Origin of the sequence: Pseudoalteromonas phenolica (assembly GCF_044788725.1) — a bacterium.
Lineage (GTDB): Bacteria > Pseudomonadota > Gammaproteobacteria > Enterobacterales > Alteromonadaceae > Pseudoalteromonas > Pseudoalteromonas phenolica_C.
This window is the reverse complement of the sequence record NZ_CP173161.1, coordinates 2,333,275-2,358,129: the sequence shown is the minus strand read 5'-3', so window position 1 is coordinate 2,358,129 and position 24,855 is coordinate 2,333,275. Positions and strand designations below refer to the sequence as shown.

General features: G+C 40.0%; 26 protein-coding genes. 13 read left to right on the top strand and 13 right to left on the bottom strand.

Going from position 1 to position 24,855, the window contains the following annotated elements; translation table 11 throughout:
• Positions 1-47: 47 nt before the first annotated feature.
• Both ACH784_RS10765 and nadK read right to left on the bottom strand, forming a co-directional pair.
• Positions 48-614, bottom strand: coding sequence for a hypothetical protein (locus ACH784_RS10765; protein WP_404390073.1), 567 nt, complete (start codon positions 612-614; stop codon positions 48-50).
• A gap of 52 nt (positions 615-666) precedes the next feature.
• Entirely contained in the window at positions 667-1,551 is an 885-nt protein-coding gene (nadK, locus tag ACH784_RS10760) for an NAD(+) kinase (protein WP_404390071.1), read from the bottom strand.
• Between the two features lie 83 nt (positions 1,552-1,634).
• Between nadK and ACH784_RS10755 the strand changes: the two genes are divergently transcribed.
• From ACH784_RS10755 to ACH784_RS10740, 4 genes are all read left to right on the top strand, one after another.
• Positions 1,635-2,570, top strand: coding sequence for an HrcA family transcriptional regulator (locus ACH784_RS10755; RefSeq protein ID WP_404390069.1), 936 nt, complete (start codon positions 1,635-1,637; stop codon positions 2,568-2,570).
• Positions 2,571-2,624: 54 nt separating this feature from the next.
• Entirely contained in the window at positions 2,625-3,215 is a 591-nt protein-coding gene (gene grpE, locus ACH784_RS10750; RefSeq protein WP_404390067.1) for a nucleotide exchange factor GrpE, read from the top strand.
• 128 nt (positions 3,216-3,343) lie between these two features.
• Positions 3,344-4,138, top strand: a complete 795-nt coding sequence (locus ACH784_RS10745; RefSeq protein ID WP_404390065.1) for a M48 family metallopeptidase — start codon at positions 3,344-3,346, stop codon at positions 4,136-4,138.
• Positions 4,139-4,383: 245 nt separating this feature from the next.
• Positions 4,384-5,226: an isopenicillin N synthase family dioxygenase gene (locus ACH784_RS10740; RefSeq protein ID WP_404390063.1), complete on the top strand. Its 843-nt coding sequence runs from the start codon at positions 4,384-4,386 to the stop codon at positions 5,224-5,226.
• Positions 5,227-5,304: 78 nt separating this feature from the next.
• Here the strand turns inward: ACH784_RS10740 and ACH784_RS10735 are convergent, their stop codons facing one another.
• The gene (locus ACH784_RS10735; RefSeq protein WP_404390061.1) at positions 5,305-6,105 is read right to left on the bottom strand and encodes a DUF2989 domain-containing protein; all 801 of its coding nucleotides are present in this window, start codon (positions 6,103-6,105) and stop codon (positions 5,305-5,307) included.
• Positions 6,106-6,358: 253 nt separating this feature from the next.
• Here ACH784_RS10735 and ACH784_RS10730 point away from each other — a divergent pair, with 253 nt between their 5' ends.
• The 6 genes from ACH784_RS10730 (at position 6,359) to ACH784_RS10705 (ending at position 14,226) form a co-directional block, all read left to right on the top strand.
• Positions 6,359-7,804, top strand: a complete 1,446-nt coding sequence (locus tag ACH784_RS10730; protein ID WP_404390059.1) for a glyceraldehyde-3-phosphate dehydrogenase — start codon at positions 6,359-6,361, stop codon at positions 7,802-7,804.
• 179 nt (positions 7,805-7,983) lie between these two features.
• Positions 7,984-9,111: a M14-type cytosolic carboxypeptidase gene (locus ACH784_RS10725; protein ID WP_404390057.1), complete on the top strand. Its 1,128-nt coding sequence runs from the start codon at positions 7,984-7,986 to the stop codon at positions 9,109-9,111.
• Between the two features lie 71 nt (positions 9,112-9,182).
• Positions 9,183-10,859: an alanine/glycine:cation symporter family protein gene (locus tag ACH784_RS10720; RefSeq protein WP_404390055.1), complete on the top strand. Its 1,677-nt coding sequence runs from the start codon at positions 9,183-9,185 to the stop codon at positions 10,857-10,859.
• Between the two features lie 98 nt (positions 10,860-10,957).
• Entirely contained in the window at positions 10,958-11,284 is a 327-nt protein-coding gene (locus tag ACH784_RS10715) for a hypothetical protein (RefSeq protein ID WP_404390053.1), read from the top strand.
• Position 11,285: 1 nt separating this feature from the next.
• On the top strand, positions 11,286-11,567 hold the full coding sequence (locus tag ACH784_RS10710) for a YeaC family protein (RefSeq protein ID WP_058030038.1): 282 nt from the start codon (positions 11,286-11,288) through the stop codon (positions 11,565-11,567).
• Positions 11,557-14,226, top strand: coding sequence for a DUF349 domain-containing protein (locus tag ACH784_RS10705; RefSeq protein WP_404390051.1), 2,670 nt, complete (start codon positions 11,557-11,559; stop codon positions 14,224-14,226). The genes ACH784_RS10710 and ACH784_RS10705 overlap by 11 nt, the downstream gene beginning before the upstream one ends.
• 103 nt (positions 14,227-14,329) lie before the next feature.
• On the opposite strand, the gene ACH784_RS10700 is transcribed toward ACH784_RS10705, so the two are convergent.
• On the bottom strand, positions 14,330-15,226 hold the full coding sequence (locus tag ACH784_RS10700; protein ID WP_404390049.1) for a TIGR01777 family oxidoreductase: 897 nt from the start codon (positions 15,224-15,226) through the stop codon (positions 14,330-14,332).
• Between the two features lie 110 nt (positions 15,227-15,336).
• On the opposite strand from ACH784_RS10700, the gene ACH784_RS10695 reads away from it, so the two are divergent.
• The gene (locus tag ACH784_RS10695) at positions 15,337-16,377 is read left to right on the top strand and encodes an AI-2E family transporter (RefSeq protein ID WP_404390047.1); all 1,041 of its coding nucleotides are present in this window, start codon (positions 15,337-15,339) and stop codon (positions 16,375-16,377) included.
• A gap of 28 nt (positions 16,378-16,405) precedes the next feature.
• Here the strand turns inward: ACH784_RS10695 and ACH784_RS10690 are convergent, their stop codons facing one another.
• The 5 genes from ACH784_RS10690 to ACH784_RS10670 all read right to left on the bottom strand — a co-directional run bounded on the left by ACH784_RS10690 (position 16,406) and on the right by ACH784_RS10670 (position 19,439).
• Positions 16,406-16,813: a hypothetical protein gene (locus ACH784_RS10690; RefSeq protein ID WP_404390045.1), complete on the bottom strand. Its 408-nt coding sequence runs from the start codon at positions 16,811-16,813 to the stop codon at positions 16,406-16,408.
• Positions 16,806-18,137, bottom strand: coding sequence for an ATP-binding protein (locus ACH784_RS10685; protein ID WP_404390043.1), 1,332 nt, complete (start codon positions 18,135-18,137; stop codon positions 16,806-16,808). The genes ACH784_RS10690 and ACH784_RS10685 overlap by 8 nt, the downstream gene beginning before the upstream one ends.
• Positions 18,131-18,805 carry a response regulator transcription factor gene (locus tag ACH784_RS10680; RefSeq protein ID WP_404390041.1) on the bottom strand — a complete coding sequence of 225 codons (675 nt, stop codon included), beginning with the start codon at positions 18,803-18,805 and terminating at the stop codon, positions 18,131-18,133. The genes ACH784_RS10685 and ACH784_RS10680 overlap by 7 nt, the downstream gene beginning before the upstream one ends.
• Positions 18,806-18,812: 7 nt before the next feature.
• Positions 18,813-19,061, bottom strand: a complete 249-nt coding sequence (locus ACH784_RS10675) for a PepSY domain-containing protein (RefSeq protein WP_404390039.1) — start codon at positions 19,059-19,061, stop codon at positions 18,813-18,815.
• Between the two features lie 78 nt (positions 19,062-19,139).
• Positions 19,140-19,439 (bottom strand): YciI family protein, encoded by a 300-nt coding sequence (locus tag ACH784_RS10670; RefSeq protein ID WP_404390037.1) that lies wholly within the window; start codon positions 19,437-19,439, stop codon positions 19,140-19,142.
• A gap of 180 nt (positions 19,440-19,619) precedes the next feature.
• Here ACH784_RS10670 and ACH784_RS10665 point away from each other — a divergent pair, with 180 nt between their 5' ends.
• The gene (locus ACH784_RS10665) at positions 19,620-21,044 is read left to right on the top strand and encodes a sodium-dependent transporter (protein ID WP_404390035.1); all 1,425 of its coding nucleotides are present in this window, start codon (positions 19,620-19,622) and stop codon (positions 21,042-21,044) included.
• Positions 21,045-21,103: 59 nt separating this feature from the next.
• Here the strand turns inward: ACH784_RS10665 and ACH784_RS10660 are convergent, their stop codons facing one another.
• Entirely contained in the window at positions 21,104-21,754 is a 651-nt protein-coding gene (locus tag ACH784_RS10660) for a CPBP family intramembrane glutamic endopeptidase (RefSeq protein ID WP_404390033.1), read from the bottom strand.
• Between the two features lie 86 nt (positions 21,755-21,840).
• Positions 21,841-22,437: an inner membrane-spanning protein YciB gene (locus ACH784_RS10655; RefSeq protein WP_404390031.1), complete on the bottom strand. Its 597-nt coding sequence runs from the start codon at positions 22,435-22,437 to the stop codon at positions 21,841-21,843.
• Positions 22,438-22,564: 127 nt separating this feature from the next.
• Between ACH784_RS10655 and ACH784_RS10650 the strand changes: the two genes are divergently transcribed.
• Positions 22,565-22,840 carry an HU family DNA-binding protein gene (locus ACH784_RS10650; RefSeq protein ID WP_404390029.1) on the top strand — a complete coding sequence of 92 codons (276 nt, stop codon included), beginning with the start codon at positions 22,565-22,567 and terminating at the stop codon, positions 22,838-22,840.
• A gap of 19 nt (positions 22,841-22,859) precedes the next feature.
• On the opposite strand, the gene trpA is transcribed toward ACH784_RS10650, so the two are convergent.
• Positions 22,860-23,666, bottom strand: coding sequence for a tryptophan synthase subunit alpha (trpA, locus tag ACH784_RS10645; RefSeq protein WP_404390027.1), 807 nt, complete (start codon positions 23,664-23,666; stop codon positions 22,860-22,862).
• Positions 23,666-24,850 (bottom strand): tryptophan synthase subunit beta, encoded by a 1,185-nt coding sequence (gene trpB / locus ACH784_RS10640; protein WP_404390025.1) that lies wholly within the window; start codon positions 24,848-24,850, stop codon positions 23,666-23,668. Before trpB ends, trpA begins: the two co-directional genes overlap by 1 nt.
• Positions 24,851-24,855 lie beyond the last annotated feature (5 nt).

Below are 24,855 nucleotides of genomic sequence, written 5' to 3'. Positions count from 1 at the left end.
AGTATTTATACTGTTAATCTATACAGTAGTTTAAAATAAATCAATATTTAAATTTGTGCTGTGACTAAATTTTGCTGAGAAGGCTGCTCAGGAGTTAAGGATTGTTCTTCATCTTGATCATCAGTGTGCTCCTCATCAACATCTGCAACATCAGCAGTCTTAATCAGTGTTATCATTGATGGTAATGATTCAAAATAAAAATTTTTGTTATAGGCAACACCGCTCGTCGGTAGTTCTTTGGCAAATGCTGTCATTTTATCTTTTAGTGTGTCCATTGTATCTTTTTCACGGTGTTTGTGAACTTCTTCACCTACAGTCAAAATAAATAACTCAACAATTCGCTCAAGTTGATTTAGGTTATCTTCGCTGTGAGCCTGCACTACAAAGAAGTTATTTACAATGGTGTTAATGTTGCCACTGTATCTAGAAGGAATAGCGCCAGCAGCAACAAACTCAGAAGTTTTTGCTTTAAAATGAGCTGTTACTTCACTGTGTCTTTGATTGAATACCTGTTTTTCAGCATTCTTCGCTTTTTGTCTATTATTTTCGATAACAAGATATACGCCTAAAAGAGTGATTAAAAGCACAATGGTGGCGATAATAGTGTAAGTCATAACGTGTGTACTTCCTGATAGTTATGTACCGATTTTGATATGTTTAATTAGGTTAGTAAAGTCTACTACCCCAATTTAATTTCTGCCTAAGAACTTCATAGTATGAATAGCTTTTCGGATGAATCAAGCGTAAAGATTTTTCTGCCTTTTTTATAACCACTTCATCACCAGGTAAAACAGCAAGTACCACATGGCTGTCACAACTGACCTGTAAGCTGTCGGTGTTTTCTAAGCTAAGTTTTAATCTAACTTCTTTATCACCATCAACAACTAAAGGTCTGCTTGATAAAGTATGAGGAAACATAGGCACCAGCGCCATAGCGTTGAGCTCTGGGGTAAGAATAGGGCCTCCACCTGAAAGTGAATAAGCGGTAGAACCTGTTGGAGTTGAGACGATTAAACCATCAGATCGCTGAGAAAACACAAACTGATTATCTATAAATGCTTCAAACTCAATCATGTGTGCCACTTTATCGGCATGTAAGACAGCTTCGTTCATGGCGGAATTGGCACTTTTTAATTCATCATGACGATAGACTTCGACTTCTAATAAGAAGCGTGATTCAGCAATGAATTCGCCTCTTAGCACTTCTTCAAGCGCAGGCTCAAAGCCATCAGGGTTAAGGTCGGTTAAGAAGCCTAGGTTACCCCGGTTAACACCGATAACGGCGACGTCAAATCGTGCTAGTACTCTAGCGGCACCAAGCATATTACCATCACCGCCAATAACAATGGCCAGATCACAGCGCTTTCCTAGTTCAACTAATTCAATGAGTCCTTCAGGGGCAATTTCTTTAACTTGTGCGCCAACACGCTCTTCTACAAGTACCTCGTATCCTAATGCTTGCAAAAAGGTATAAAGGCGGTGTAATGTCAGTGCCGCACCTTTATGATTAGGTTTACCGATTAAGCCTATGGTTTTGAAAGGGCTTGTCATGATAATTTTCCTTGATTAAGTTAGCGCAAGACTAACCGAAAAACATTTAAGAGAAAACTTTTTTGATGGCCTGTGGATCAAGTATGAAATTAAGTCCCAGAGATCAGCAAATTTTTACTGCTGTAATGAGTATGTACTGTAACGGTGAAGGCGTTCCAGTGCCATCGAGTAAGATAGCAAAACAAAAAGGTATGGCTGTCTGCTCTGCAACAGTGAGAAATGCGATGGCAAGACTAGAAAAAGTTGGTTTGCTTTGCTCTCCTTATACCTCTGCTGGCAGAATGCCTACCGAAGCAGGTTTTAAATATTGGCTAGATGAATATTTCGATTTACCTGAAATAGGCAATTATTGGCAGCCAGGGCAATCAAAATTGGTTGAGCTAGCGCATGCTTTAACCCAAAAATATCAAGTCTGCTGTTGTGTTGGTTTACCACAAGCCAGTTCTCAGTTAATTTTTAGAGTTGAGGTATTAGGTTTTGATAGTAGCTCTTGGTTGGTGTTGTTAATTGATAGAGCAGGGCAATCGCAAAATATTCTTATTGATAAGCCTGAGTTCGAAACTGATGCACAGCGTTACCAATTTGCTTCTTGGATGAATACTGTCTTTAGCCAGCAGCCGTTAAAAGAGGGATTGCAACGCATGTTTGCGATGGCGAATAGCGCACCAAAAACCTGTATGGCGCAATTAACACAATGGACTTCGCAGCTTCATCAACAACTTGGTTCTGATAATTGTATCTTGCTTGGAGAAAGGCACTTATACAATGCAATCGATTCAAATAAAGAGCTCAATTTGGGAGTGGGTTTTCTCCATGAAGTTGAAGACAAGCTTGCATTCAAAAATGGCGTCTCGCTTATCATGGGCAATGAACTTTCGACTTATGAACTTGGAAAAACGGTGGTCCTCAGCTTGCCTTATTTTGAAAATGGCGAATATCAAAGTCGTTTTTGTGTAATTTGTTCAACTTGTGCACCAATTGAAGCAATAATTGAAGAATTTTCGTTAGCGAGTACTTGAAACTGATTTTTCCATCCCCATAATGTCCGCAGTTGTAAGATTTTGGAGAAAAAAATGTCTGAGCAAAATAACGCCCCTGAGCAAGAAGTTGTAGAACCAGTTGAGCAAGTAGAAGCAGAACAACAGCAAGCTCAAGAAGAAGTACAAACTGAACTAAGCCCAGAAGAAGAAATTGCAGGGTTATATGCTGAGCTTGAAGCAGCTAAACAGACAATTGCAGATCAAAAGGACAGTGTAGTTCGTGCAGCAGCTGATGTAGAGAACGTTCGTCGTCGTGCCGCACAAGACGTAGAAAAAGCACATAAATTTGCACTTGAGAAGTTCGCAAACGAATTATTACCAGTAATTGACAATCTAGAGCGCGCGATTGAATTCTCAGACAAAGAGAATGAGACTTTGAAGCCTGTACTTGAAGGTGTTGAGATGACACTAAAAAGCTTTGAAGACGCAGTGGCTAAATTTGGTGTTGAAACAGTTAACCCTCAAGGTGAAACGTTTAACCCTGATTTCCACCAAGCGATGTCAATTCAACCAAGCAATGATGTATCACCAAACACTGTATTAGCGGTAATGCAAAAAGGTTATACATTAAATGGCCGCTTATTACGTCCAGCAATGGTAATGGTATCAAAAGCTGCTGAATAATCAGTTTGCTTCTATATTATTTAAAACGGGCTCGATGCCCGTTTTTTTATTTCTGAAATTATCTTTTGCATTTAAATTTTGTTATTTAGAATATTGAAATAAATAGAACCTTCTTTAAAGGAAGTATCATGAAAAAACTGATCGGTATTGTTGCTTTGTCTTTGTTGGCAGCTGGTTGTAAAACATCGCCAACAGGGCGAACACAAATTGCGCTCTACTCACCGCAAAAAATGAACGAGATGGGTATTGCGAGCTTTGCACAAATGAAAGAGCAACAGGCAATTGAAACGAATAAACAAACAAACGGGTATGTTCGCTGTATTGCTGACAAGCTTATAGCGCAATTGCCAACGCAATATGCGAATCAAGATTGGGAAGTGGTAGTATTTAAAGAAGACAGTGCCAATGCATTTGCGTTACCGGGCGGGAAAATCGGTGTACACACTGGGTTGTTGAAAGTTGCACAAGATCAACATCAACTTGCAGCGGTTATGGGACATGAAGTGGGCCACGTTATTGCTGAGCACGCCAATGAGCGTGTTTCACAAAACAGCTTATTGCAGTTTGGTCTTCAGGCAAGTGACGTTGCACTTCAGATGGGCAATGTTGAGTATCGTCAAGCGATCATGCAAGGTTTAGGTGTCGGTGCACAAGTGGGTGTTGCTTTACCTTTTAGTCGCTCACATGAAAGTGAGGCCGATGTAATAGGGCTAGATTTAATGGCGAAAGCAGGATTCGAACCTACTGGTTCGGTAAAACTTTGGGAAAATATGAATAAACTTGCGGGTGAACGCTCGCCTGAGTTTTTATCAACTCACCCAGCACCAGACACACGTATGCAAACATTAAATAGCAAAATGCCAGAAGCAGAAACATTAAAACGTTCTGCTTGGCAAAAAGGGCTAAAGCCGGAGTGTAAATAATCCGCTTTCGAGTATAAAAGGTTGCATTTATGCAACCTTTTTTATGAATTTAGATTAATTGATCTATCTCAATTTAGACTAACACTTATGCAAAAGGCGGACATAAGTCCTTATGTAGCTCGGTCTATTTTCTTATGCTCGCCGCACTCTTATGTCAAGGGTCAACACTATTTGATAAGGCTAGTAAATAATTGGCTACACTTATCAAAAAGCTGTTTTAACTAAACACAACTGAGTGGACCATTATGCAACAATTACCTACGGTAGATTACCGCGCAGAAGACGCAGCTGCGCAATTCGTTGAGTCTTTACGTAATACAGGATTCGGCGTTTTAAAAAACCACCCAATCCCACAAGAATTAGTTGAATCAATTTATAAAAATTGGCAAGAGTTCTTCTACACAGAAGAGAAACACAACTTCCTGTTCGATAAAGATAATCAAGATGGTTACTTCCCACCAGAAGTATCGGAAGTTGCGAAAGGCTTTACTGTTAAAGACATCAAGGAATATTTCCACGTATATCCAAAAGGTCGCGTACCAGCGCAATTAGAAGCTGAGATCCGTGAGTACTACCGTATCGCGAATGAATTTGCTGCAGAGCTTTTAAGTTGGGTTCAAGCACAAGCGCCAGACGAAGTTAAAGCGAAGTTTTCTATTGATCTAAAAGACATGATCAAAGACTCAGAGCAGACTTTATTACGTGTACTTCACTATCCACCAATGACAGGTGACGAAGAGCCAGGCGCTATTCGTGCAGCTGCGCATGGTGATATCAACCTACTGACTGTATTACCAGCTTCAAATGAGCCAGGTTTACAAGTACAAACGCAAGACGGTGGTTGGTTAGACGTACCATGTGATTTTGGTAACTTAATTATTAATATCGGTGACATGCTTCAAGAAGCTTCAGGTGGTTATTTCCCATCGACGATTCACCGTGTAATTAATCCTTCAGGCAAAGCATCGAAGAATTCACGTATTTCTTTACCGTTATTCCTACATCCTAAACCTGAAGTTGTGTTATCAGAGCGCTATACTGCTGATAGTTACTTACAAGAACGCCTTGAAGAGCTAGGTGTTAAATAAACTAGTACTTAACTAGCCAAGACATAAAAAAAACCCTAACAGTTGTTAGGGTTTTTTATTTAATGAGAATTTTCAGTTTTAAAAATCTCTCGGTGAAACAAATGTTCCAGCCTGAATTTGTTCATAGGTTTGCGTTGCAAGCTCATCTAAAGGACCTAAAGAGCGACCTCTGCTTGTTATCTCATGCGTCACTGGCAAAATATCTATATCTTCAAAACCTGACATTTGGGCAACTTTCGCAAATGTATAAGCGTGTTTATATTTTTTCTGTTTGAAGAAAATACTGACTAAACTACTGTAAATTTCAAGTTTTGGTTGCTGTCCAGCTTCGTTTAGTTCTAGCACTCGGTAGAGTAAGTCTATGGTCTTTTCATCATCAAATTTAGCGTAATAAGTCGCTAGAAATAACTGTATTTCCGGATCGTTTTTTACATTTTCTTGATCTTGCATATTTAATAGTTTGTTCATTGCGAGCGTACTATTTTTACGAGACCAGTGGTAATAAAGTAGACCTGGATGGTCAGTTTTTTCTGTATCTTGGAAAATGCGATTCATCTCTTTTAGGCTAGTTAAATGGCCTTCGACTCGGGATGTCGTTTTTTCTTTTAGTTTGATATGTTCTATTTTGGCCGCAAGAGACACACACGAATCATAAGATTCTAACTTTTTAAGTAAATCGTATTTATTGTCGTCAGACGGATTTTTGTATTCGTGATATCTGGCGAAAATCAGGTCTGATCGTAAGTCTTTACAATGACTATCTTTATTTAAATCTTCACAAAACCCAGGGGTGTCTTCACACACCTTACTTAATGTCAGGGGTTGCTCGCATCCTACAAGTGTTAAAATACTTAGTGCAAGCAGGGTCCGCAATGTCATCTTGCTTCCTCATTATTGTTGTAATTGATATTTTACTTTAGGTGCTTTTGTTGGCCAATTAGAGTAAACACAGTGTGTTTTGCATCATTACCAAAGATAGTGAAGCATGTAAGAACAGCACAAAAGAACAACTCAAGCTAGTTTAGCCTAATGAATTAGACAGTAACAGTGGAGAATCGTAGCAGTTTAAATTAGAATAGCGATGCCCTAAAGGGCTATCCGTTCAAAAAAATTGTTTAATTAGGCAGAAAAAATGACCTTATCTCACGAGCAAGAATATCAAAATAGCTGGCAAGAACGCCAAGATTATGCTGAAAACATGCAACCAATCATTGGTCGTTTGTACCGTAACAAGGGTGTTGAAATCGCTGTTTACGGTCGTCCACTTGTAAATACAAGCACAATCGACGTGATCAAAGCTCACAAGACTGTGGCACGTTTCGAAGAAAGCAAATTACGCTTACGTGAAAGCTTCCCATTCCTAGAAGCTATTAGCAAAATGGATTTAGCACCTGCGCGTATCGACCTAGGCAAACTAGCTTATGGTTACGTTCATAAAAATGCAGGCGAAGGTCGTTCAATTGAAGAATACCTAAATGCTGAATTAGCTGACATCGTAAACAAAGGCGATAATCAAGAGCCGCGCGATGTTGTTCTTTACGGTTTTGGCCGTATTGGTCGTTTATTAGCACGTCTACTTATCGAGCGTGGTGGCTCTCACACTGATCTACGCTTACGTGCAATCGTTGTTCGTGGTGGCCGTGATGGCGACCTTGAAAAGCGTGCTAGCCTTTTACGTCGTGATTCAATCCACGGTCCTTTCAATGGTTCAATCACAGTTGATAATGAGCGTAACGCAATCAAAGCAAACGGTAACTACATCCAAGTTATCTATGCAAACTCTCCAGATGAAATTGATTACACAGCTTACGGTATCAACAATGCACTAATCGTTGATAACACAGGTATCTGGAAAGACACTGATGGTTTAGGTCTTCACCTTAAGTCAAATGGTGCGGCAAAAGTACTTCTTACAGCACCTGCAAAAGGCGACATCAAAAACGTAGTTTACGGTGTTAACAACAAAGATATCCTTTCTGAAGACAAGATTGTTTCTGCAGCAAGTTGTACAACGAACGCAATTACACCAACGCTTAAAGCGCTTAATGACAAATATGGCATTAAGAATGGTCACGTTGAAACTGTTCACTCATACACAAATGACCAGAATCTAATTGATAACTATCACAAAGCTGAGCGTCGTGGTCGTGCAGCTGCACTTAACATGGTTATCACTTCAACGGGTGCAGCTAAAGCTGTTTCTAAAGCACTTCCAGAGCTTGAAGGTAAGTTAACAGGTAACGCAATCCGTGTTCCTACGCCAAACGTTTCAATGGCAATTCTTAACCTTAACCTTGAAAAAGAGACGACGGTTGAAGAGTTAAACGAGTACTTACGTGAAACATCACTGTACTCTGATTTACGTGATCAAATTGATTACACAGCGTCAACTGAAATCGTTTCGACAGATTTAGTAGGCAGCCGTTACGCAGGTGTTGTTGACTCTCAAGCAACAATTGTAGATGGCAATCGTGTTGTACTATACGTATGGTATGACAATGAGTTTGGTTACAGCTGTCAGGTTATCCGTGTTATGCACGATATGGCTGAAGTACAGTACCCAAGCCTACCTCGCTAATAGCGAAAAGTAATAAAAAGCCAGCTTTAGCTGGCTTTTTTAGTTTTTGAACTTAAATCGGTGTGATACTCTTTAAAAATTATTTTTACAAGTGAATTACACTTCCTAAACGATAAAGACAAAAAGTTAATGTTTGTCTGCGACTATTGCGTCGTCAATTTATAAAAAGAAGGTTACGGATGAAAATCACCAGTAATTTTGACAGTGGTAATATCAAGGTGCTTGAAATTAACGAGCCACTCGATATTCAACTCGCTATCAACAATGATAATGAATCTGAGTTTTTTCAATGGTTTCATTTTCGTTTAGAAAGCACACCTTTTTTACAGCATAAAATGCAAATTGGTGGTCTAGAAAAATCGGCTTACCCTGAAGGGTGGGATGACTATCAAGCGGTAGCATCATATGATCGTCAAACTTGGTTCCGAGTGCCAACGTCATACGAAAACGGTACTCTTACTATTGATTTCGAACCTGAGCAGAGTCATACCTATTTTGCTTATTTCGCTCCTTATAGTTATGAGCGTCATTTAGACTTACTCTATTGGGCGCAAAGCCATGATGCATGTGAAATAGAAACGCTTGGTGAAACGCTAGATGGTCGTGATATCAGTGTACTGACAATTGGTGAGCCAGAAGAAGGTAAAAAGAAAATTTGGATCACTGCGCGTCAGCACCCAGGCGAGACAATGGCAGAATGGTTTGTAGAAGGCTTACTTCACAAGCTTTTAGATGACGAAGACCCGCATGCCGCAGCGTTACTATCAAAAGCAGTATTCTATGTAGTACCAAATATGAACCCTGATGGCAGTGTGCGTGGTCACCTTCGTACTAATGCAGTGGGTGTTAACTTGAACCGTGAATGGGCTGAGCCAAGTCTTGAAAAGTCACCAGAGGTTTTTCATGTGTTAAATAAGATGCATGAAACAGGCCTTGATATGTATCTCGATATTCATGGTGATGAAGCACTACCTTACAACTTTGTTGCGGGTAGTGAAGGTATTCCAAGTTATGATGCTCGCTTAGAGTCGTTAGAAAATGACTTCAAAGCAGCACTTTTGACTATCACACCAGAGTTCCAAGATGAGTTTGGCTATCCGAAGGATGCACCAGGTGAAGCTAACTTAACAGTTGCCTCTTGTGCAGTAGGTGAGGCGTTTAAAGCGCTGGCTTACACGGTTGAGATGCCATTTAAAGATAACGCGAATTTGCCTGATCCATATTATGGTTGGTCAGACCGTCGCTCATATCAATTTGGTCAGGATACCCTTGCAGCAATCGTTTCGGTTGTCGACAAATTAAGATAATAATCAACAGTAAAATCAAAAGGTAGCACCACGGTGCTACCTTTTATGTATAACAATAATGAGGATGTTCCATGGATGCTTTTGGGCAGTTTCTAGATTCACTAGATGGCATGTTGGGGGGAGCAGCTTGGTTCCCGTACGTATTACTTGGTGTGGGTTTATTCTTCACCATTTATCTTAAATTCCCACAGATCAGATATTTCAAACATGCTTGTAAGGTGGTAACCGGCAAGTTTGATAAAAAAAGCCATGAAGGTGACACAACACACTTCCAAGCGCTTGCTACTGCACTTTCAGGCACCGTAGGTACTGGTAATATCGGTGGTGTGGCACTGGCAATTTCAATTGGTGGTCCAGCAGCGCTATTTTGGATGTGGATGACCGCATTCTTCGGTATGACGACAAAATTTGTAGAGGTTACCTTATCTCACAAATATCGTGTAAAAACTGATGATGGCACGATGGCCGGTGGTCCAATGTATTACATGGATCGACGCCTTAACATGAAGTGGCTGGCAATATTATTTGCAATAGCCACAGTAATCAGTTCATTTGGCACAGGCAGCTTGCCGCAAATCAATAATATCGCTCAGGGTATGGAATCTACTTTTGGTATTGAGCCTTGGCATACCGGTGGTGTTTTATCAGTGCTACTAGCACTTGTTATTTTGGGTGGTATTAAGCGTATTGCAGCTATTACTTCTCGTGTTGTACCTCTGATGGCAGCTGTTTATATTATTGGTGCACTTGCAGTTATTTTCTATAACATAGAAAACATCTTACCTTCATTCGCAGCTGTATTTGTTGATGCATTTTCTGGCTCTGCCGCAGCGGGTGGCTTCTTAGGGGCATCATTCGCGTATGCATTCAACCGTGGTGTAAACCGTGGTCTGTTTTCTAACGAAGCGGGTCAAGGTTCTGCGCCTATTGCACACGCATCAGCTAAAGCGGATGAGCCAGTATCTGAAGGTATGGTGTCAATTCTTGAGCCTTTCATCGATACTATCATCATTTGTACTTTGACAGGTTTGGTGATCCTTTCTTCTGGTGTATGGACTGAAAAGTTTGAAACTCAGTTTGAACGTTCTTCAATGGTCATTGTACAAGGTCAGTACTCTGAAGATAATGAAGAAAATCGCCAATCCCTTTATAAGTATCTAAATGGCCACAAAGACCATGGTGTTGAGTTGTTTAATGGTGAACTGCATTCAATTCAAGGTAAGGCAGTAGAAACAAACTTTACCATTATTCACTCTCGTTCAATTGCTGAAGATGTGCGTTTTGGTCTAACTGAAAAACATGTTTACACAGGCACGATTGAGATTAAAGATGGTATGCCTGTAGACAAAGATATTATGATCACAGGTAAATCTTTAGTGCATTCAGCTGAGCTGACAACTAAAGCATTTAGCCGAGGTTTCTTTGGTGAAAATGGCAAATACATCGTATCAATTGGTTTACTATTGTTTGCTTTCTCGACTGCAATTGCATGGTCTTACTACGGTGACCGTGCGATGATTTATCTTTTAGGTAGCCGTTCAGTGATGCCTTATCGTGTATTCTATGTTGCGGGTTTTTTCTGGGCATCATTTGCTGATACAACATTAGTTTGGAAGCTTGCAGCGGTAGCAATTGTTGTGATGACGTTACCTAACTTGTTTGGTATTTTCTTACTTCGCAAAGAGATGAAAGAGTCTGTTTCGGATTATTGGGATAAATTTAAGAAAGAGCATCCAAACGAAAAATAAATCGTTTTTGTGCGTACCTTAGTAAAAGACTTTTGGTACAAAAACGAGTAAAATGGCGTCCTCGAGACGCCTTTTTTGTATTAGCAGGAGTCATAAATATGGCAATAGTTTCTTGTCCAAGTTGTAACGAATCCATTTCAAGTAAAAACAAGGTTTGTCCACACTGTGACTTACAGTTAGGTGAGGTAAGTGAAGAGCAACTAGCTCGAATTGCTTCGCGTAAAAGAGTTAAAAAGCAACAGATGTTCATGAATCATTCTTTTCTTGCTTTGATCCTTTTCCTCGGCGGTTTCTTATATCTTTATTCGCGCCAGCCAGCGCCCGATTCTATCGAAATGTGGTTAACCAGAGGTGCCATTGCGATTGGTTGTTTCTGGTATTTAGTAAACAGAATTATTTTAGTGTATTTAAAAAAGAAAAAGTGACATGAACATAGACAGCTTAGTAAATAATTTAACACCCGAATTATTTGAGCGTTTGCAGTATGGGGCCTCAACAGGTAAGTGGCCAGATGGCACTCCACTGACAGAAGCTCAAAAAGAGCAAACAGTACAATTAGTTATGCTTTATCAGGCCAAAGTAGCCAAGACTAACGAGCAATTCACCATCAACGCAGAAGGTGAAATGGTACAAAAGTCAAAAAGAGAACTACAACAAGAATTTAAAAAAGAAAATGAAATAGCTAGGTTCAGTGAAAATGATCTTTAAACACCTATTTACACCAAAATGGAAACACCCTAAAACTGAAGTAAGACTTCAGGCGCTTAATAAGCTAGAGCAAGACAAGGATGCCGATGTTTTAAAGACGATGGCATTAGAAGATAATTCGACTGAAATCAGACAAAAAGCTTTAAATAAATTAAATAGCTTGAGTCTTTGGTGGCAAGCTTATAAACAAGACCAAGCCCTTAAAGATCTAGCAGAACAACATATTAGCAGCGCAGTATTAAACGGCAAAAGTGAACTTGATAGCACCATTCGTCAAGAATATGTCGATAGATATGCATCGAAACGTGTACTAGAAAAATTAGCGTTTTCTGAATCAAGCCTAGAAGTTCGCGTAAAATTATTAAAGCGCCTTGCTCAACCTAAACTCATAGAGCAGAGCTTTAAACAAGACGATGAAAAACTGCAGTTGTTGCTTTTACCTTTGGTTGAGCAATACGGGTTACATAAGCAGTTATTGAAGTCAGCGAAAGGAGAAGCAAAAGCGGCACTTGAGCATGCCCTTGAGCAGCAAAAACTGGCAAAAGAAAAACCGGCTGAAGTACTTACGCAAGTAAAAATGATTTTAGCTAAGCTAAATGCACTTAGAGACAAGCAAGATTATAAAGAAGTAAACAACCAATTCGAAATATTAACTGAGCAGTGGCAAGGCCTAGAATTGTCTTGGTTAGATGAAGAAGCAGTTAAAGAAAATGAGCAAAAGTACAGCGCAATAGAAGCACGTATTTCTTCACATTTAACTGCATTAAAAGCGGAGTTTGAAGCAGTAGAAAAAGCTGAGCAAGCGAAACGAGAGAAACAGGCATTCCTAGCAGATATTGAGACACAATTGAATCTCGCTGAACAAGCGCTAGTAAATGCACTAGAGCAACTAGATGTTTCAAAACAGGCGGAATTAGACACTCAGCTTAGTCAGTTACACAACAAGATAACATCAAGTGCGTATAGTGAAGTATTTGTTAAGCATTTAGATACACTTGCAGATTTAGAAAGCCAATTAAAGCAGTTACCTGAGCTGGTTATTGCAAACCAAGCCGCCCAAACGGCACTTGATGCACTTGCGGATGTTATGCCATCAGCAGAGTTGAGTGAGCTTGATAACACTTTAAATTCGCAAAAGTCGGCTTACAACAATGCGAAAAGCATTATTGAACAGTTACCTAACACATTAAAAAAACCAGCAAAAGCAAAGCTTAGTGCGTTAAGCAAGCAGTTTAAAGCCGCCATGGCTGAACAACTTGATGCGCAACAAAATGAGCTTAAACAAGCTAGACGTAAAGGCAAAGATGTTCAACGATTGGTTGAGCAAGGCAGAAGTAAAGTGGCTTTTGGTGTGTTTAAAGGATTCACTGAGCATTTCGAGCGTTTAACTGCTGCAAACCAAGCACAGCTTGAACCACTTAGAGAGCAAATTTCTGCGCAGTTAGATGATATTCGTGATTGGCAAAAGTATGCGTCAGCGCCAAAGCGTGTTGAGCTTTTGACTGCTTTAGACAGCCATATTGAAAACTGTGATTTAGCGCCTAAGCAACGTGCTGAATTAGTTAAAAAGTTGCGTGCACAATGGCATGAATTAGGCCGAGTTGATACCGACGAAGAGAAGCTACAAGCGAAACAGTTCGATGAAAAACTAGAGTTGCTATTTGCACCTTGCCGCGCTTTTTTTGCTGAGCAAGAACAGCAACGAGAAAAAGCAAAACTTGCCCGAGAAGCCTTTATCGCACAAATGTCAGAACTTGCTGCTACAGATACATCACTTGAAGGCTTTAACTGGCGTGAATTTGAAAGCCAGTTCAATAAGCTAAATAAACAGTGGCGTGCAGCAGGCAGTGTTGACAGTGATGTATATAAATCACTGAATAATGCATTCAAAACGCAAGCCAAACTCATTGGTGATGCGATCCGTGCACAGCATGAACATAATGCTCAGTTAAAACAAGGGCTAGTTGATACTGCGGCTGAGCAAATTACTGCTGAAGATTTAGCACAAGCGTGCGATGTATTGAAATCATTACAAAAGCAATGGCAAACAATCGGCTTTGCTGGCAACAAGAAAGAAAACCAGCTATGGCAAGCTTTCAGAGAGCATAACGATGCAGTGTTCGCGAGACGTAGTGCAGAGTTTGAAACTCAAAAAGCAGAAAAAGATGCATTGAGCTCAGAGCAGCAGCAACAATTTGATGAAATTAAATCACAGCTGTCTGAAAACAGTAGTGAAGTTGAAATCAAAAAAATGATTTCTGAATTATCTGAAATTGACTTTCTGCCTACGGTTAAAAAGCAAGTTCAAAAGTTCATTTCTGAATTACAGCAAAAGCTAGTTGAGCTTGAACAACTTGCCAACACTGCTAGATTTGATGCGTTAAAAGTTGCCCTTAAAGATGGTTCTACGATCCCAGCTGAGTTTATCAGTAAAGTCGATGTGAATTTGTCTAGCGAGCAGCTTATTTTACGACTTGAAATTCTATCAGACAAAGCGAACGATGAAGGCTCGAGCCCAGAGCGTATGGCTGAACAGGTTGCAATGCTAGATGATAAATTACAAGGTCAAAGTGTAGAGTTTGATTATTACTTATCTGCTTACTTGTCTAATACTTCGACTGATGAATTACAGGCAGAAAGATTGCTTAAACTTCTTTAGCACTAAGTAATTCTTATAATAAAAAACCACGCAATAGCGTGGTTTTTTGTTTTTATACACTTTCAAAATCATGTCTATAAAAAAACTAGGGCATAAATTTAGGTCAATTCAAAACCTCATTAAGCGCAGAATCAAGAGTTTTAAATTTGAATTTAAAACCTTGTTGTTCAAGCTTTTCGGGGACTACATTTTGCCCATAAATTAATAAGTCTGACATTTCACCAAACATGAGCTTCAAAACAAATTCTGGCATAGGAAACAAAGCAGGGCGTTTTAAGGTTTTTGCGAGTATCTGAGTAAAGTTATTATTGCTAACAGGCTCTGGGGCTGTCAGGTTGAATGCGCCATGCGCTTTTTCGTCTTCAAGTAAGAAGACAATGGCGTTGACCATGTCATCAATATGGATCCAAGACATCATTTGCTTGCCTGACGCCATTTTTCCACCCAATCCCAACTTGAAAGGGGGGAGCATTTTGTCCAGGGCACCACCTTGTTTGCTGAGTACTATACCAGTTCGTAGCAGGCAAACTCTCACATCAGGTGATTGTGCCTGTAGTGCGAGTTCTTCCCATTGTTTACAGAGTTGATGGCTAAATTCAGGGTAGGTTGACGAGTATGACTCAGTGATAACCTTCTCTGCAGCTTGACGACCATAAAACCCAATAGCACTTCCTGAAATAAACACCTTCGGCGGTGTATCACTGGTGTTTATTTTAGTGATGATCTGCTCGGTAATACTTAAACGACTTTGAAAAATTTTTTGCTTTTGTTGAGCACTCCATCGTTTGTCTGCGATGGGCTCTCCAGCAAGGTTAATTACAGCATCTAGGTCATCAAAATTGACTTCTTTGAGGTTATCTAGCGCGATAATTGAATTTGGTAAGGTGTTTTTGGCTTTGCTAATGTTTCTTGTTAAAGCTATCAGTTCATGCTTGTCTGCAAGCAATTTACAGAGTGCGGAGCCAATTAACCCTGTTGCGCCTGTGATCAGTATTTTCATCCTACAACCCTAGCTCATTAGTTTATTTTAAATACGAAAAAAAACATTGATGGATCAATTAAGTATTGTTGAAGTAGAATAAATGTAAACATGTTTTCGAAGGAAACTCTGTGTCATCTCTTCAAGGTTTAAGTAAAAGCTTGGTGATCATCGCATCGCTGTTTATTGTGCTGGCAGGCCTTAAACTGGCCACGGATATCATTGTACCTTTTATACTTGCAGCATTTATTGCCATCATCTGTAATCCGTTACTACGATTCTTTGCCCGTTATAAAGTACCTAAAGGCATTGCTATTTTGCTCATCATGTTAATGATAGTGGCTGTTGGTTCTAGTTTAGCGGGTCTTGTAGGGCAGTCACTAAATGACTTCTCTCAGCAACTTCCACAGTACAGAGAAGATTTACAGACTCGTTTTGTTTGGTTAGTTGATACTGCTGCGCAGTACAATATTTTAATCGACAAACAGCAACTCATTGCTTTGTTTGATCCGGGTAAAATGATTGATATGGCAACTAATATGCTAACTGGTTTTGGCGCTGCCATGGCGAATATCTTTTTAATCATCTTAACTGTGGTGTTTATGTTATTCGAGGCGCCAATGATTAATAAGAAAGTACATTTGGCACTAGATGATCCTGAAATGCGACAAAAGCAAATCGATAAATTTCTTGAATCTATCAACTCTTACTTGGCAATAAAAACCCTGGTTTCGCTGGCAACTGGTTTTTGCGCAGGATTCTTTTTGTGGATTTTAGATGTAGATTATTTCGTGCTTTGGGGTGTGATCGCGTTTTTACTTAATTATATCCCGAATATAGGTTCGATAATTGCCGCGGTGCCCGCCGTATTAATTGCGCTTGTCACGCAAGGCCCTTTAGTAAGTGGTTTAGTGGCGATTCTCTATGTAGCGATTAACACGATTATGGGTAATGTCATTGAACCCAAATATATGGGTAAAGGTCTAGGTTTATCGACACTGGTGGTGTTTTTGTCTTTAATCTTTTGGGGCTGGCTGTTTGGCACCGTAGGTATGTTGTTATCAGTACCCTTGACTATGGTCGTCAAAATCGCTCTTGAAAATAGTGAAGAAGGACAGTGGCTTGCGACTATGCTTGGAAGCGGTGAAGAAACAGAATCTAAACTAGGTTAAATTGAACGTTTTGTTTATTTGTTGATAACTAATAACCTAACTTTAAGTCTTCAATATGTCGCTCATAAAGCCGAATTTTACAATTTTTATATGCAATCGCAGCTTTAGTTGAGTTAGGCATTTTATGCAGGTAACGCCAGCGACAGCTATCTTCAATATAATTATCTTGATGCTTCAAACTTCGTCTGATAATCGGCAGTAATTGGGTATTTCCCGTGTCTTGTTCGAGTATCTCCATATCCATGACGATTTTATTAATCCAAATGACTCGTTCACGCTCAAGAGTTTCAATATTGCCATCTAAGCATTTTATAAATTGACGCGCCTCTGCAGGCGAATTTCCTTGAATTGGAGGGCATTCTTTTAATTCGTATGCGTTAGTCAGTAACGAAGTAAAAGGCAAGATAAAACACATAGATCTTAGAATATTAGTCATACTTAAACTCAATAATAAATTTAGCTCCACCGATAGGTGCAGTATCTATAGTGATAGTTCCTTGATAATCATTCACTAAATCGGCGACGATTGCGAGCCCTACACCGTGACCAGCTTCATAGGTGTCTAATCGAGTGCCACGTTGTAGTAGCTTTTTACGAGCACTCGGTTCAATGCCTGGCCCATCATCAGTGATTTCAATCGTAAGTACTTTATTGCTACTGGAGACATTAACCTCCACTTTTGAATCACATGCTTTACATGCATTATCAATAAGGTTGCCTAATATCTCCATGAGGTCTGTTTTATCACCTAGGAACTTTAGGTGTTCAGCACAATTTGATTGAAATTCAATTACTTTTTGATGATATACCTTTTTCATTGCATTTAAAATCGATTCCAGTACAGACGCAACTGAGGTTTTCTTTTTCCATGTGTCACTCCCCCCTGTAGCAGCCCGCTTTAACTGATGTTCGATCATGCTATTGATACGATCAAGTTGCTCTTGCGCATCATTATCATCCGCCATGGGGCTTGATTTTAAAATTGCTAAAGGTGTTTTTAAGGCGTGGGCAAGATCACTTAACGATGCTCTGTAACGCTCTTTTTGACGGCGTTGTGATTCAAGGAGTAAATTTAAATCTTCTGTAATAGCTTGAAGTTCAACAGGGTAAGTATGTGATAAACGTTCTTTTTTGCCTGATTCAATTGCTTTAATTTCTTTATCTAAGCGCTGTAATGGACGCATGTTCCAGATAAAACCTAAGCTCATTAATAATGTCATGATAGCACCAAGGATCAACATCCAGGTCATCAGTGTATTAGTGAATTCAGATAGCACGTCCGTCAGAGCTTTATCATCTCGCAGTAAAATAAAAACGGCTTGTTGAGATTGCTCAGCGTTTCCCAGTATAACAGTTAGGCTTAATTGCCAATACGAGTTGCCTTGATAATAAACTTGCTTGAACTCAGAAGCACCTGTTTCAGAGTCGATTGAATTCGGATTAAAATCTAGAGACACTGCTGATTCAGAGTACCAAACCAAGTCATTGTTCTGATAAATCAGTGCGAAGGTATCTGAGTCTATTCGATTTAGTTCAGGTGCCAATATGGTGTTAGGCATTTTCACTGATTCGTCGATAAATTCGACTTCAGAAATCAATGAGTATAAGTGAGCTTCTAAGTTATTTTCGGTAGCATCAACTAAAGACGCATAGTAAGCACTGCTCACTGAATAGAAGAGCACGGGCAGGGCAATAATAAGCACAAAGACAAGGACGAAGCCTTGTCTTATTTTTAGGGGGACCTGAGTAGAGTTTACCACTGGCTCTTAAACCTATAACCTCTGCCTCTCAGTGTTTCTACAGGGTTAAGCACGCCCTCAGGATCTAGCTTTTTACGCAGTCTAAGCACGAATACTTCGATAACATTAGAGTCTAAATCAAAGTCTTGGTCGTAAATATGCTCTGTTAACTCTGACTTAGAAATCACTTTTTGTGGGTTTACCATCAAGTATTCAAGTACCTTATATTCGTATGCTGTCAGGCTAAGCTCTTCATCGTTAACCCAGACTTGCTGAGAGCGAGTATGGATCTTGATAGGACCTATATTAATCTCCGGGTTCGCTTGGCCTGCACTACGACGAATTAAAGCATTACAACGAGCTACTAGCTCTTCAACATGAAAAGGCTTAGTCAGATAGTCGTCGGCACCTGCATCTAAACCTTCGACTTTATCTTGCCATCGCTCACGGGCTGTAAGAATTAAAATCGGAATAGCGACACCTGCTTTGCGCGCACGTTTGATAAGTTCAATACCATCAAGTTTTGGTAAACCTAAATCAACCACTGCCAAGTCGAGTGGGTACTCTTGTAAATGAAATAAACCAGACTCACCGTCATGACATAAATCAATACTGTATTTTTCTTTTTCTAATGCTGAACGTAAGTTTTCAGCTAGTTGAATATCATCTTCGATTACTAGTATACGCATGACTAATTTAATCCTTCTTCACTTTGCCTGTATTTTTATTAACTTGTAGATCAATAATGCGGCCATCTTTTTGTAAAATTCTTACAACAAAATATTCCTTTGTTTCAGAAACTTTTAAGGTTTTACCTGCATATTCAGCTAAGGCCAGACTAATGGCTTGTTTTTTGTCGATGCTAGATTTGTCGTTCGCTGAGCTTGATAGAGATGCTGCTGACAAACTAAGAACAACAAGTAAACCAACTAATGTAAGACGCATATTGAGCTCCAAATACAGGGCTACTTAACAATTGAGTTCAGAGTATTCGTTAACGAATTAACCAACGCTGAATTAATGTTAAGGTAGTACCTTTTTGTACGGTTTAACAACACTATGTGAATAGACGCCAGCGGTAATATATGGGTCTGCATCAGCCCATTTTTGAGCAGCTTCAAGAGACTCAAACTCAGCAATAACAAGAGAGCCGGTAAAGCCAGCCGCACCTGGATCTTCACTATCAATGGCAGGAAGAGGACCTGCTGCGAATAAACGGTTTTGTTCTTTTAAAGCGGTTAATCTTTCTAGATGTGCTGGACGAGTTGCTAAACGTTTTTCTAAAGAGTTCTCTATATCAGTAGAGTAGATCATGTACAACATAAAATTCACTTTCTTCATTACTGTATGAAATTGTATGCAATGGTAAGCTTTCTATACGCCTTTTGTAAATGACAATGCTATGAGAAGCGGCGTTTCACGTTAAAAACTTGATAACAGTTACCTATGACGGTAGAGTCGGGCGGAAGTTAAAAAAACAATAACAAACAGGATGACGTTTTAATGAGTGCGAACAGAGAGCATTTTAGTTCAAAACTAGGTTTTATTTTAGCCGCTGCGGGTTCAGCAGTTGGCATAGGAAACTTAGTTGGTTTTCCCGTCTCTGCAACAAAAAATGGTGGTGGAGCCTTTCTTCTAGTTTATGCATTATTTGTGGCTTTTATCTGCTTACCTGTGATGATGGCTGAAATGGCCATGGGTCGTAAAGCGCAGAAAGACCCATACGGTGCATATAAATCTTTATCTGGAAATGACAAAAAGTGGTCTTTCGCTGGTGGTCTTGCGGTACTCACTCCTTTCATGATTGCTGTATTTTATATGGTGATCACGGTTTGGATATTTGGTTATTTAGCACAAACCGCTTTTGGTAACTTGGATATGCTGGCTAATCCAGAACATTTTGGTCAGTTTATTAATCAAAATACGGTTTTTGGTTACATGGTTGTTGTGGCTATCATAGTTAACCTTATTCTAGTAGGCGGTGTAAAAGAAGGTATTGAAAAAGCAGCTAAGTTTTTAATGCCTGCGTTGTTTGTTTTACTAATTGGTCTAGTAGCGTATGTACTTACGCTAGATAATGCCATGGCAGGGGTTGAATACTACATTGTGCCTGATTTTTCTAAAATGGATGCCAGTGTTTTAAATGGCGCCTTATCACAAGCATTTTTCTCATTATCTTTAGGTATGGGTATTTTAATGACCTACGCGTCTTATATCTCTAAAAAAGACGACATCGTTGGTGGTGCAAAAATGGTCGCCATTACAGACTCATTAGTAGCATTTATCGCTGGCCTTATGGTTCTGCCTGCTATTTTCAGCTTTAATCCAGCGACGAATCCTGAAGAACTATCAGATTCATCGGTTTCAATGATTTTTGTTTACCTACCTAAAATTCTTTTAGCATTGCAAGCTGACATCGGTTATACCGGTGCATCAATTGTGGCATTTGTCTTTTTCTTACTGGTTTTCTTTGCCGCAATTACCTCATTAGTTTCTATTGTTGAAGTGCCAACTGCAGCACTTATGGAAGAAAAATGCATTAGTCGTAAATCGGCATTATTGGTTTTAGCAGGCGCAACTGGCTTACTGACAGTACTGTGTACGATGTCATTTGGTATGGTGGATTGGTTAACTCAGTTTGTTAGCTATGGCGGTGCAGACAAGAGTATGTTCGATCTCGTTTACGACGTCTTCTACGACACTATTTTACCGCTTAATGGTTTAATGGTGTGCTTGTTTGTCACTTATCGCTGGAAAAAAACCAAGCTTTCTGAAGAGTTATCTCAGGGCTGTGACAGTTACTCAGGTAGCTTTATGGAGAAATATGTAAACTTTTCACTATCGACTTTCATACCTGTGATTTTGCTACTTATCTTTGTTAATACCGTCGCAACCAAATTCTTTGCTGTGAGTCTGTTTGGATTCTAAATCGCATCAAAAATTGACAACTTAAAGGCCGATTATTCGGCCTTTTTTAGTGTTAATTTCTAGCCGGTGGTTATTCTCATCCCGGAATCTAAATAGCTGCCAACACCAATGGTAAACATCCATAAACCCCACAAACTATGTTCTAGTACACACACCATCAATGAGCGGCTATGAGCATAGGTGTAAGAAAATAACAGCCCCCCTGCGAATGAAAGTGCAATTGCAACCCAATTGTCGTAGACGCAATGGGCGAGGGCAAAGCTGAGCGCACTTAAAAAGATACGCACGTTTTTACTTGGCAGAATATGCTTATAACGATGGAAGAAATAGCTTCTAAAAATTAGCTCCTGAGGCAGAACAGAAAGCAGTGGATATGCAATTAATAAAATTAGCCATTGGGTGGTTTCATTCTTTGGCATAGCAAACCAAAGCGTTTGATTGGCCAAGCCAAATAACATGGCACTAAACAACGCACCAATGAAGAAGCCAGTAAAAAGTCGATGTTTGACTTGTGAAAATTGTCCCAAAGAAGTGAGGCGAAAGCGCTTAAAGTGCGGGTCGGTGAGCAACAGAAAAGTACAAACAATCATTAAAATCAGTAAAGCAGGGAATAACCAGCTGGACAGATAATCTTTAAACAAATAAGTAAACAGCGGTAAGCAAAAAAATACGCCACAAAGCTCACACCAACGATATTGCGAAGCAGTCAAAGGCAAACCTTAAACTTAAACAGAATTAAGAAAAGTATAGTTTGGCCTTAGACTATAAAAGCGACATTTTTGTTAAATTTGCAAAGCTATTTTTTATTTGCCTGCTCTTGAAATCCATCAGGCAAGTATTTAAAAACTTGGAAAATAGTGAGCAATACGGCAATAAATGTGGCGATTGCGAGACCGAAGACTTTGAAATTAACCCAAAAGTCGAGTGAGAAGTTATAGGCGACATATAGGTTTAAGGCAGCAATACTGACTAAAAATACAAACCAAACCGTATTAAGCTTTTCATACACAGGTTTTGGAACATCAATTTTAAGTTCTTTTTCACCCTGTTTCTCAGCTGCAGTCTTTAACATACTGAGTAGCGCTGTTTTTACGAGGTTCTTATTAAATATAAATCGAGAAATGACTAAGGCTGCCGCTAACAAGCCATAAATAGCCGTCGTTTTCCACATAATGTATTGCTCATCTTGGAATATGATTGTCATACCGCCGAGGAATAAAGCAATTACACAGAAGACCCAAGTTTTGGTAGAGATTTTACCCTTAGTGAAATATTGATATGCAATTTGCAGTAATGATATTCCGACCAATACCGCAGTCGCCCAGAATATATCGACCATTTTGTAGACTAAGAAAAATAGCATAAGGGGTAAGTATTCAAATAATGCAGTCATAGATACCTCTCTTAAATTTCGTCCTCTTACAAAGTTTTAACAAGATTAAGCGTGAACTGCAAGTTGACATTTGTCTTGAGAATTCTTAGGCTCTGCGACCTTCTAGCAGTAATAGACCAGAATAAATATGAATAAGTCAGAATTAGTTTCAGCCATGGCGGCGCACAGTGAGTTAACGAAAAAAGATTCTCAGGCAGCTTTGAATAGTATTTTGGAGATCATAAAGAAACGCTTATCTGAGGGCGATCAGGTGCCTATCACTGGTTTTGGTACGTTTGCGCTGAGCTATCATCCAGCCAAAATGGGTAGAAACCCGCAAACGGGTGAAGAGATCATGATTGAAGGGGCAAACAAGGTACAATTTAAAGTTGCTAAGGCGCTGAAAGACGCCTTAGCGAACTAAGCATTAAAGTTTCGTCAAACTACTTTTGGGTTGCAGCTTTCATCGTCGCAACAAAGCTTTGTAACGAGTCAAGCATTGCGCTTGGCTCGTTCAGGTTTTGCTCGATAATTTTGACCACCGCAGAGCCTGATATTGCACCTGCAGCGCCAGAGTTTAGTGCCGCTTTTACGTCGTCAGGCGTTGAAATACCAAAGCCTAACAGTGCAGGCGCTGCATGATATTCTTTTAATTTAGAAATCATAGAGTCAGCTGGCATTTGCGCTTTTGTTTCTGTGCCTGTTACTCCAGCACGCGATAGCAAGTAGGTGTAACCGCGGCCGTAGCTTGCACAAGTACGAAGCGTGTCATCATCCGCATTTGGTGTCGCTATAAAGATAGGCTCAATGTCTGCAGCTTTTGCTGCATGTCGGAACATTTTCGACTCATGTAGCGGCACGTCCGCAACTAAAATTGAATCGACGCCCACTTCTTTTGCTTCACGATAAAAATTATCAATACCACGAGCAAATATGAGGTTCGAATACAGCAATAGGCCAATCGGAATATCTTGATTGTATTCACGAACTTGCTTAATGATATCAAAGCAGTCTTGGGTATTAATATTTTGCTCTAGCGCACGAATATTCGCAGCTTGAATCACTGGGCCGTCTGCAATCGGATCTGAAAATGGAATACCTAGCTCTAACGCATCCGCTCCACCATCAATCAAGCTTTTAATGATCTCAAAACTCAGTTCTTTGTTTGGATCGCCAATTGTCACGAACGGGACAAACGCCCCCTGATTTTTCTCTGCAAGGGCAGCAAAAGATTGTGCATAACGGCTCATTATAGCGCTCCTTGTTCTGCTAATACTTGGTGGACGTGTGCTAAATCTTTATCACCGCGACCACTTAAGTTCACCACTAAAATTGTCTCTTCAGTTTGCTCCTCAGCATATTTTAATGCGTATGCAAGGGCATGACTTGATTCAAGCGCTGGAATAATACCTTCGTTTTTAGCTAGCGCTTGGAAAGCATCAAGTGCTTCTTTATCAGAAATACCCACATATTGAGCGCGACCTGTTTCATGTAAAAATGCATGCTGTGGGCCAACGGCAGGATAATCAAGGCCAGCAGATACAGAGTATGACTCTTCGATTTGGCCGTCTGAGTTTTGCATAATGTAAGTATATGCACCGTGTAAGATGCCTTTAGTGCCTTTACACAGCGCAGCACCATGCTCTTCAGTATCAAGACCTTTACCAGCAGGCTCAACACCAATTAGTTTCACACTTTCATCACCGATAAAGTCACTGAACATACCAATGGCGTTTGAGCCACCACCCACGCAGGCAATCACAGCGTCAGGTAAGCGGCCTTCGGTTTCTAGCACTTGCTGTTTTGCTTCTTCACCGATCATTTTTTGGAATTCACGTACTATGGTCGGGAATGGGTGCGGGCCTGCAGCCGTACCAAGTAGATAATGGGCCGTTTTATAGTTGGCAGACCAATCGCGTAATGCTTCATTAACGGCATCTTTCAAAGTACCAGAACCTGCTGTTACTGGAATAACTTCAGCACCCATCAAACGCATTCTAAATACGTTAGGTTGCTGGCGTTCAACGTCTTTTGCACCCATATAAATGCGGCATTTTAAACCAAGTAGAGCACAGGCAAGGGCCGTTGCAACACCATGTTGGCCCGCACCCGTTTCTGCGATCACTTCTTTTTTGCCCATGCGCTTAGTGAGTAATGCTTGGCCAAGTACTTGGTTGGTTTTATGTGCACCACCATGGAGTAAATCTTCACGCTTTAAATACAGTTTTACTTTTGGGTTTGTAACTAAATTACGTGTGAGCGTTAGTGGCGTTGGACGGCCCGCGTACTCGTTTAATAGTTTTGTAAACTCAGCCTGAAATTCAGGATCCTTTTGTGATTTATTAAATTCACCTTCAAGCTGCTTTAGTGCAGGGACGAGTAGTTCGGGTACAAACATGCCACCGAAATCGCCAAAATATGCTGCGTTATTCATTTCCA

Coding starts and splice junctions, on each gene's coding strand:
- ACH784_RS10705 (WP_404390051.1), top strand. CDS start 11,557: ATGATCTTTAAACACCTATTTACACCAAAATGGAAACACCCTAAAACT.
- grpE (WP_404390067.1), top strand. CDS start 2,625: ATGTCTGAGCAAAATAACGCCCCTGAGCAAGAAGTTGTAGAACCAGTT.
- ACH784_RS10730 (WP_404390059.1), top strand. CDS start 6,359: ATGACCTTATCTCACGAGCAAGAATATCAAAATAGCTGGCAAGAACGC.
- ACH784_RS10670 (WP_404390037.1), bottom strand. CDS start 19,439: ATGTTGTACATGATCTACTCTACTGATATAGAGAACTCTTTAGAAAAA.
- ACH784_RS10740 (WP_404390063.1), top strand. CDS start 4,384: ATGCAACAATTACCTACGGTAGATTACCGCGCAGAAGACGCAGCTGCG.
- ACH784_RS10650 (WP_404390029.1), top strand. CDS start 22,565: ATGAATAAGTCAGAATTAGTTTCAGCCATGGCGGCGCACAGTGAGTTA.
- trpB (WP_404390025.1), bottom strand. CDS start 24,850: ATGAATAACGCAGCATATTTTGGCGATTTCGGTGGCATGTTTGTACCC.
- ACH784_RS10655 (WP_404390031.1), bottom strand. CDS start 22,437: ATGACTGCATTATTTGAATACTTACCCCTTATGCTATTTTTCTTAGTC.
- ACH784_RS10710 (WP_058030038.1), top strand. CDS start 11,286: ATGAACATAGACAGCTTAGTAAATAATTTAACACCCGAATTATTTGAG.
- ACH784_RS10725 (WP_404390057.1), top strand. CDS start 7,984: ATGAAAATCACCAGTAATTTTGACAGTGGTAATATCAAGGTGCTTGAA.
- nadK (WP_404390071.1), bottom strand. CDS start 1,551: ATGACAAGCCCTTTCAAAACCATAGGCTTAATCGGTAAACCTAATCAT.
- ACH784_RS10735 (WP_404390061.1), bottom strand. CDS start 6,105: ATGACATTGCGGACCCTGCTTGCACTAAGTATTTTAACACTTGTAGGA.
- ACH784_RS10755 (WP_404390069.1), top strand. CDS start 1,635: ATGAAATTAAGTCCCAGAGATCAGCAAATTTTTACTGCTGTAATGAGT.
- ACH784_RS10765 (WP_404390073.1), bottom strand. CDS start 614: ATGACTTACACTATTATCGCCACCATTGTGCTTTTAATCACTCTTTTA.
- ACH784_RS10680 (WP_404390041.1), bottom strand. CDS start 18,805: ATGCGTATACTAGTAATCGAAGATGATATTCAACTAGCTGAAAACTTA.
- ACH784_RS10745 (WP_404390065.1), top strand. CDS start 3,344: ATGAAAAAACTGATCGGTATTGTTGCTTTGTCTTTGTTGGCAGCTGGT.
- ACH784_RS10700 (WP_404390049.1), bottom strand. CDS start 15,226: ATGAAAATACTGATCACAGGCGCAACAGGGTTAATTGGCTCCGCACTC.
- ACH784_RS10665 (WP_404390035.1), top strand. CDS start 19,620: ATGAGTGCGAACAGAGAGCATTTTAGTTCAAAACTAGGTTTTATTTTA.
- ACH784_RS10690 (WP_404390045.1), bottom strand. CDS start 16,813: ATGACTAATATTCTAAGATCTATGTGTTTTATCTTGCCTTTTACTTCG.
- trpA (WP_404390027.1), bottom strand. CDS start 23,666: ATGAGCCGTTATGCACAATCTTTTGCTGCCCTTGCAGAGAAAAATCAG.
- ACH784_RS10715 (WP_404390053.1), top strand. CDS start 10,958: ATGGCAATAGTTTCTTGTCCAAGTTGTAACGAATCCATTTCAAGTAAA.
- ACH784_RS10720 (WP_404390055.1), top strand. CDS start 9,183: ATGGATGCTTTTGGGCAGTTTCTAGATTCACTAGATGGCATGTTGGGG.
- ACH784_RS10675 (WP_404390039.1), bottom strand. CDS start 19,061: ATGCGTCTTACATTAGTTGGTTTACTTGTTGTTCTTAGTTTGTCAGCA.